Genomic DNA, 7,307 nt, shown 5'->3' with positions numbered 1-7,307 from the left:
CGGCCGCCGGAGCGGGCCCGGCCGGGGCGGCGCCCTCGTCCTCCAACGACCCGCTCTACCCGCGCCAGTGGAACCTGGCCAAGGTCGGGGCGCCCGCGGCCTGGACGCGCTCCACCGGTCTCGGCGTGACCATCGGCGTCGTCGACACGGGCGTCGACCTGCGCCAGGAGGACCTGGCCGAGAAGGTGGCCGCCAGCGCCGACTGCGTGGGGGCGGCCGGGAACCCGGCCTCGTGCCACGGGACCGGACAGGACGACAACGGCCACGGCACCCACGTGGCGGGCATAGCCGCGGCGGTGTCCGGCAACGACAAGGGTGTGGCCGGGATGGCGCCGGGCGCGCGCATCGTGGCCGCCAAGGTGCTCGACAACCAGGGCAACGGTTCGATCTCCGACGTCAACGCCGGCATCGAGTGGGTGGTGCAGCACGGCGCCCGGGTCGTCAACCTCAGCCTCGGCAGCGATCTGCCGGAGCTGACCGGCCTGCTCGGCAGCAGCTCGCTGGCCCCCGGGGTCGACTACGCGTGGAGCCACGGCGCCATACCCGTGCTCGCCGCGGGCAACGAGAACTTCTTCGGCCTGGGCAGCGCCAACTACGGGAACGCCAACGCCGTGATCGTCGGCGCCACCGGCCCCAAGGACGAGGTGGCGCCGTACTCCAGCCCGGTCGGCAACGCCAAGTGGGCCCTCGTGGCTCCCGGTGGAGACGGCCAGGACTCCGGAGGGAACCCCTCCTGCGGGGGGCCCGCCAGCGCCCTCTGCATCGTGTCGACGTGGTGGACGTCCGCCAACCCCGTCAACTCCTACGCCTACGACCAGGGGACGTCCATGGCGACGCCGATGGTGTCGGGCGCCCTGGCCCTGCTGCTGGCCCAGGGTCTGTCCCAGACGGCGGCGGTGCAGACGCTCCTGTCGTCGGCCGACCACGCCGTGTCCTGCGGGTCGGCGTGCGCCGGGCGTCTGGACGCCGCCAAGGCGGTCGGAGCGGCGGCGGCGGTGTCGAGCGCCGCGGTCGGGTCCGGAGCGGGCACCCCGGCGCCGGGCGGATCCGGGTCGCCACCCGCGCCCGGCTCGGGCTCCGGCGGCGGAGCACCGGCTTCCGGCGGCGGGGGCTTCCGGCCCGGCTCTAGTCCCGCCCTCGGCGGCTCGTCCCCCGGCGCCCCCGCCCTTCCCGCGCCCGATACCCCGGGTGTCCCATCCGCCCCGGCCCCGACGGCTCTCGGCGGGGGAGCCGTCCCGGGTACGTCGGGGGGTGGACAGGCCCGAGCGGAGGCGGCGCCCCGCACCAGGGCGGCGGGCACGTCGGACGGGGCGATGGTGGCGGGCACGGTCGCGGCCGTCCTTCTCGCCGCCGCGTGCGGCCTGGTGTGGTGGGCGCCGAGGCGCCGGCGGGCGGGCGTCAGCCCCGAGCAGCCGTAGCGGCCCGGGGCCACCTCAGGGCAGCTGTAGCGCCTCTCCCGGCCGGAGCGAGGCGCCCCCGAGGTCGGAGGTCAGGGTCTGCACGAGGGGACGGGGGTCGGCGCCGGGGCGGACCCGGGCGGCGATCGACCACAGGGTGTCCCCGGGCCGGACCACGTACACGTGGGCCGCGACCTCCCGCGAGGGCCCCTCGGGGGCGGTGAGGGGCCCGCCCCCGAGGAGCGCGGCGCAGAGCTGCGCCGCCGGGATCAGCGCCGCACCGCCGGCCAGCACGGCGAGGCGCCGGCGGCGGAACGTGGCGGGCGAGGGCCGGTTGGTCCGGGCCCGGGTGGTCGGGGTACCGCCGGGGTGGCGGGGACGGGCCGGGACCACGATGGTCGGATAGGCGACGGCGGCCACATTCCCTCCTCTCCGGGCGAACTAGCGTTCGATCAGCTACTCAATCACGAACGCACGTTCCCGTCAAGCGGGACCGAACAGATGTTTGTAATCGGGCCGTCAGGGTGTTACCTTCCGGAAATGGCCACCGAGACGGTCCTCACCGGAAAGCGCCGGCAGATCCTCGATTTCATCGCCGACGAGCTGCGGGCGCGGGGCTATCCGCCCTCGGTGCGCGAGATCGGGGAGGCCGTGGGGCTGACCTCGTCCTCGACGGTCCACGCCCATCTGGCGACCCTGCAGCGCCAGGGGTACCTGAGGCGGGACCCCACCAAGCCCCGGGCCATCGAGGTCCGCTACGACCCGTCGTCGGGGGCCGCCGTGGAGAGCCGGCCCGTGCGCCACGTCCCGCTCGTCGGGGACGTGGCGGCCGGCGCCGACGTGCTGGCTCAGGAGAACGTCGAGGAGCTGCTGCCACTGCCCGAGGACTTCACCGGCACCGGGACCCTGTTCATGCTGCGGGTCCGGGGGGACTCGATGATCGACGCCGGCATCTTCGAGGGGGACTTCGTCGTCGTCCGGGCCCAGCCCGACGCCGAGAAGGGGGACATCGTGGTGGCCGGCCTCCCCGGGGAGGAGGCCACGGTGAAGCGCTGGTCCCGGAAGGGCTCCAAGGTCGTCCTCGTGCCCGCCAATCCGCGCCTCGAGCCGATGGAGCTCGACCCCGCCGACGTGACCGTCTACGGCAAGGTGGTCACGGTCCTCCGGCGCATCTGAGCGCCGATTTGCCGGGGCCGCCCGTCGCCTGACGGGGGGCCGCCGCCCGGTAGCTTCGGCAGACGTGCGTTGTCCGTGGTGCTCCGGCCAGGAGGACAAGGTCGTCGACTCGCGCACGGCCGAGGAGGGGGCCGCCATCCGGCGGCGCCGGGAGTGCCTGATCTGCTGCCGCCGCTACACCACCTTCGAGCGGGTCGAGGAAGCACCGGTCATGGTGGCCAAGCGGTCGGGCGTCCGGGAGCCCTTCGAACGGGCCAAGGTGGTGGCCGGGGTGCGGGCCGCGACCAAGAACCGCCCGGTCGACGACCTCCAGATGGAGGAGCTGGCGGCCGGGGTCGAGGAGGAGATCCGCCTTCTCGGCGGGGAGGTGACGAGCCAGCAGATCGGCCTGGCCGTCCTCGAGCGGCTGGCCCGGGTGGACGACGTTTCGTATCTGCGGTTCGCCAGCGTCTATAAGGGGTTCGAGGATGCCGGGGACTTTCAACGGGAGGCGGGGCTGTTGACCAAGGAGACTGCGCCCAAGCGGAGGCGGTCCGGAGCATGAGGGTCGTCGTGCTGGGGGCCGGGATCGCCGGCCTGGGATCGGCGCTCGCCCTCGGTCGGGCCGGTCACCAGGTGACCCTCGTCGAGCGCGACGACATCGGGCGGGCCGTCGACGTCGAGGACGCCTTCGCGGCCCGGGGGCGCCGGGGGGCTCCGCAGACCAGGCACTCGCACGCCTTCCTGGCGCGGACCCGGGCTCTCCTCGAGCGGGAGGCCCCCGACGTCCTGTCCGCCCTGTACGCCGCCGGCGTGTCCGAGCTCCGGTTCACCGACAGCCTGCCCCCGGAGATGGAGGGGTTCGTTCCCGAGCCGGGGGACGAGGACCTGGTGGCCCTGGCCTCGAGGCGGACCACCTTCGAGTGGGTCCTCCGCGACCTGGTCACCGCCGGCGGAGGGGTGGAGCTGGTGCACGACGTGGCCGCCGGGCTGGAGCTGGACCGGCCCGCCTCCGGCCGGGGGCGGACGGGGCCGGGCCCCGACCAGGCGGTCCCGCGGGTGACCGGCGTGCGGCTGGCGTCGGGGCCGCGGCTGCAGGCCGACGCGGTGGTCGATGCCACCGGCCGGCGCTCACCGCTGGTCGCCTGGCTCCGGGACGCCGGGGTCACCCCGCCCGAGGTCGTCAGCGCCGACACCGGCATCGTGTACTCGACCCGCTTCTACCGGTTGGCCGATGACGCCGAGCGCCCTCCGGCCGACGGACCGATCGGCGGGGACCTGGGCTACATGAAGTACGCCATCTTCCCGGCGGACAACCGCACCTTCTCGATCACCTTCGCCGTTCCGACATCCGACGCCGCCCTCCGGGTGCTGCTCCGTGACGATCCGTTCGACCGGGCCGCCGACGCCATGCCCGGTACGGCGGCCTGGGTCGAGCCGGGGCGGTCCGAGCGGATCACCGGGGTCGAGGTGATGGCCCGGCTGGTCAACCGGAAGGTGGACTTCGTCGTCGGGGGACGCCCGGTCGTGACCGGCCTGTTCGCGGTCGGGGACTCCCAGGTCTGCACCAACCCGCTGTACGGCCGGGGCTGCTCGCTGGCCCTGGTCCACGCCTACCTCCTGGCCGGAGTGCTGACCCAGCACGACCCCGGCGGCCCGGAGGCGGCCTCGGCGTTCCACCAGCTGACCGACGCCGAGCTCGTGCCCTGGTACCAGGCGGCGGTGGCCCAGGACGCCGAGTCGAGCGCCGCTTCTGACGAGCTGGGGCCGGGCAGCCTGGTGCGGGACGGGCTGCTCCCCGCCGCCCGGCGGGATCCGCACGTCCTCCGGGCCTTCCTGCGGGTGGTGAACCTGCTCGACGTGCCGACGGCGCCGATGTCGGACCCCCACGTCCTCGGGAAGGTGCTCGAGGCGTTCCAGGAGCGGGAGAACCGCCCGCCTCTGGTGCTGGGCCCGCCGCGCGGCGAGCTCCTGGCCGCCATCGCGTAGCCGGGCGGGCTGACGGCCTAGATCCGCTCCAGCCGGATCCGGCATCCGGGCCGGGCCTGGGCCAGGATCGCCAGGTCCCCGTCCTCCACCACGGCCACGACGGGATAGCCACCGGTGGTGGGGTGGTTGCCGAGCAGCACGATCGGCCGCCCGCTCGGCGGCACCTGGACGGCGCCCGCCACCAGGCCCTCGGAAGGAAGCTCCCCCCGGTGACCGATCGCCAGCTCCACTCCGTCGGTCCTGACCCCGATCCGGTCGCTGACCGGGCTCACCGTCATCTCGGCCGTGAACAGAGCGTCGAGCTGGCCCGGCGCCAACCAGTCGGCCCGTGGTCCCACCGTGGCCCGCACCTTCAGGAGCTCGCCCGACTCGGGCAGCCGGGTGGGGACCGGACGGGGGCGAAGGGACTCGGGGGGCGCCGTCCCCGCCTCCCCGCCGGCCGGGCCGAGCGGGAGCAGGTCTCCCACCTGTAGGGCCCCGGGGCCCAGTCCGGACAGGGTGTCGGTCGAGCGGCTCCCGAGCACCGGCGGCACGTCGACGCCCCCGGCCACCGCCACGTAGGTGTGCACGCCGCGCCTGGCGGTCCCCACCGTGAGGGTGGCCCCCGGGGGCACCCTCACCCGGGCCGGGAAGTCCGGCACCGGCGCATCGCCGAGGGTGACGGGGGCCTCGGCTCCGGTGACGGCTACGAATCCGCCGGCGGGAAACCGCAGCGTCGGTCCACCCAGCGTCGTCTCGAGGCCGGCCGCGCCGGCGGGGTTGCCCACCAGCGAGTTGGCGACGTCCAGCGCCACCCGGTCGGCGGCCCCGGCGCGGGGCACGCCTTCGTGGCCGTGACCGATGCGGCCGTGGTCCTGCACCGTCGTCCGGGGACCGGCGCGGATCACCTCGATCGCAAGGGACGTGACGGGGGCGGCCCGTCGGCCCGCCCCCTCCCGCTGGTCCGCGACGGCGTCCGAAGCGGGACGCGGGTGGGTCGGGTGCCCCACCCTCCGGAACCGCACCCGGTCCCCGGGGCCGAGCAGGGCGGGAGGGTCCCGCGTCGGGTCGAACAGGACGACGCCGGTGCGGCCGATCAGCTGCCAGCCGCCGGGCATGTCCGACGGATAGACCGCGCTCATCCCGGCCGCCAGGCCGACCGCTCCCGCCGGCACGGCGGGCCGCGGCTCGGTGCGCCGGGAAACGGCCAGCGCCGGGTCACCGCCGCTCAGGTACGCGAAGCCCGGGCCGAAGCCGAGGAAGCCCACCGTCCACACCCCGCGGGTGTGGCGGGAGACGACCTCCCGCACCGACAGGCCGGTCAGGGCGGCGACCTCGTCGAGGTCGGGGCCGTCGTAGACGACCGGGATCTGGATCTCGCGCCCGGTTGCGTCAGCGCTCCCACCCGCGTCCGCATCGGTCCCGCTCAGCAGCCAGTCGGCCAGGTGATCCGACAGGGGGGCGGGATCGCCGCGGTCGCGGTCGCAGACCACGAGGATGGTGCGCGCCCCGGGCACGACGTCGTCGATGCCCGCGAACAAGGGCGAACCACCGTTGCGGGCCCCCATCAGCCGGCGCCATGCCCGGTGCACGGAAGCCTGGTCGGAGAGCTCCAGGAGAAATGCCGTCCGGCCGTAGGGCCGGACCGAGACGCGCCGGCTCACGCAAACGGCCGGATGGCCACGCCGGCATCCTCCAGCGCGGCCCGCACCGTCCGGGCCAGCGCCAGGGCGCCCGGCGTGTCTCCGTGCACGCAGATCGAGGATGCCGTGACGCGTGGCGACCCCCCACCCGCGGCCGGCACGCCCTTACCCGCGGCCAGCGCCAGAGCCTGCTCGACCACCGCCGGGACGGACTCGATGACGGCGCCCGGTTCGGAGCGGGGGACGAGGGTGCCGTCGGCCGCGTACGCCCGGTCCGCGAATCCCTCCTCGTGGACGTCCAGCCCGGCCTGGCGCGCCGCGCTCACCAGTCGGGACCCCGCCAGCGCCAGGAGGGGCCGGGCACCGGTGTCGAGCACGGCCCGGACGAGGGCGTCCGCCATGTCCGGATCCCAGGCGGCGCGGTTGTAGAGGGCACCGTGCGGCTTGACGTACCGCACGACGGTGCCGGCGGCCCGGGCCAGGGCGTCGAGCGCCCCGATCTGGTAGACGACCCCCGCATGGACGGCGGCGGGATCGACCTCCAGGTCCCGGCGGCCGAACCCCTCCCTGTCGGCGTGGGACGGATGAGCGCCGACGACCACCCCGGCCCGCGCCGCCGTGCGCAACGTCTGGAGAACCGTGGCGGGCTCTCCGGCATGGAACCCGCACGCCACGCTGGCGGAGGTCACGACCGTCATCAGCTCGTCGTCCACCGGACCACCCTCGCCGAGGTCGGCGTTGAGGTCGACGGTTCGCGGGGCCACGCCCTGAAGGCTCCCACGCGACGGGAGGCCGCCACGCCCGGCCGCCACCGGCGGCTCAGGCGCCGGGCACGACCACCTGGGCGGTCACCAGGGCCAGCCCGTCGAATCCCAGCGCCTCGGCGCCGGCGTGGGACAGGTCCAGGATCCGCCCCGGAACGTACGGGCCCCGGTCGTCGACCAGCAGCAGGACCGAGCGCCCCTGCCACGTCACCACGAGCATGGTGCCGAGAGGAAGGTCGGGACTGGCGACCGTCCACGCGTTCTCGTCGTAGATGGCCCCGGTTGCAGTCGGCTGCCCGTCGAAGCCCGGCCCGTACCACGAGGCGACCCCGCTGACGGTCTGGCCCACCGCCCTGAGGGAGGGGGGGAGCGCCGACCCG

8 protein-coding genes are annotated in these 7,307 nt (G+C 75.3%); 4 read left to right on the top strand and 4 right to left on the bottom strand.

Annotated features, from left to right (window positions below; genetic code table 11):
- On the top strand, positions 1–1,418 hold a 1,418-nt coding region (locus tag VFW24_09280; protein HEX5266955.1), incomplete at its 5' end, for a S8 family serine peptidase.
- A gap of 15 nt (positions 1,419–1,433) precedes the next feature.
- On the opposite strand, the gene VFW24_09275 is transcribed toward VFW24_09280, so the two are convergent.
- Positions 1,434–1,817 (bottom strand): LysM peptidoglycan-binding domain-containing protein, encoded by a 384-nt coding sequence (locus VFW24_09275; GenBank protein HEX5266954.1) that lies wholly within the window; start codon positions 1,815–1,817, stop codon positions 1,434–1,436.
- 120 nt (positions 1,818–1,937) lie between these two features.
- Here VFW24_09275 and lexA point away from each other — a divergent pair, with 120 nt between their 5' ends.
- The 3 genes from lexA (at position 1,938) to VFW24_09260 (ending at position 4,541) form a co-directional block, all read left to right on the top strand.
- On the top strand, positions 1,938–2,573 hold the full coding sequence (gene lexA / locus VFW24_09270; GenBank protein ID HEX5266953.1) for a transcriptional repressor LexA: 636 nt from the start codon (positions 1,938–1,940) through the stop codon (positions 2,571–2,573).
- Positions 2,574–2,637: 64 nt separating this feature from the next.
- Positions 2,638–3,117, top strand: a complete 480-nt coding sequence (gene nrdR, locus VFW24_09265; GenBank protein HEX5266952.1) for a transcriptional regulator NrdR — start codon at positions 2,638–2,640, stop codon at positions 3,115–3,117.
- Positions 3,114–4,541, top strand: a complete 1,428-nt coding sequence (locus VFW24_09260; GenBank protein HEX5266951.1) for an FAD-dependent oxidoreductase — start codon at positions 3,114–3,116, stop codon at positions 4,539–4,541. The genes nrdR and VFW24_09260 overlap by 4 nt, the downstream gene beginning before the upstream one ends.
- A 17-nt stretch (positions 4,542–4,558) precedes the next feature.
- Here VFW24_09260 and VFW24_09255 read toward each other — a convergent pair whose 3' ends face one another.
- The 3 genes from VFW24_09255 to VFW24_09245 form a co-directional block, all read right to left on the bottom strand.
- On the bottom strand, positions 4,559–6,184 hold the full coding sequence (locus VFW24_09255; protein ID HEX5266950.1) for a 5-oxoprolinase/urea amidolyase family protein: 1,626 nt from the start codon (positions 6,182–6,184) through the stop codon (positions 4,559–4,561).
- Entirely contained in the window at positions 6,181–6,927 is a 747-nt protein-coding gene (locus VFW24_09250; protein ID HEX5266949.1) for a 5-oxoprolinase subunit PxpA, read from the bottom strand. Before VFW24_09250 ends, VFW24_09255 begins: the two co-directional genes overlap by 4 nt.
- A 55-nt stretch (positions 6,928–6,982) precedes the next feature.
- On the bottom strand, positions 6,983–7,307 hold a 325-nt coding region (locus tag VFW24_09245; GenBank protein HEX5266948.1), incomplete at its 5' end, for a septal ring lytic transglycosylase RlpA family protein.

This window comes from Acidimicrobiales bacterium (assembly GCA_036273495.1).
Taxonomy (GTDB): domain Bacteria; phylum Actinomycetota; class Acidimicrobiia; order Acidimicrobiales; family JAJPHE01; genus DASSEU01.
This window is presented reverse-complemented; position numbering and strand designations above follow the sequence as displayed.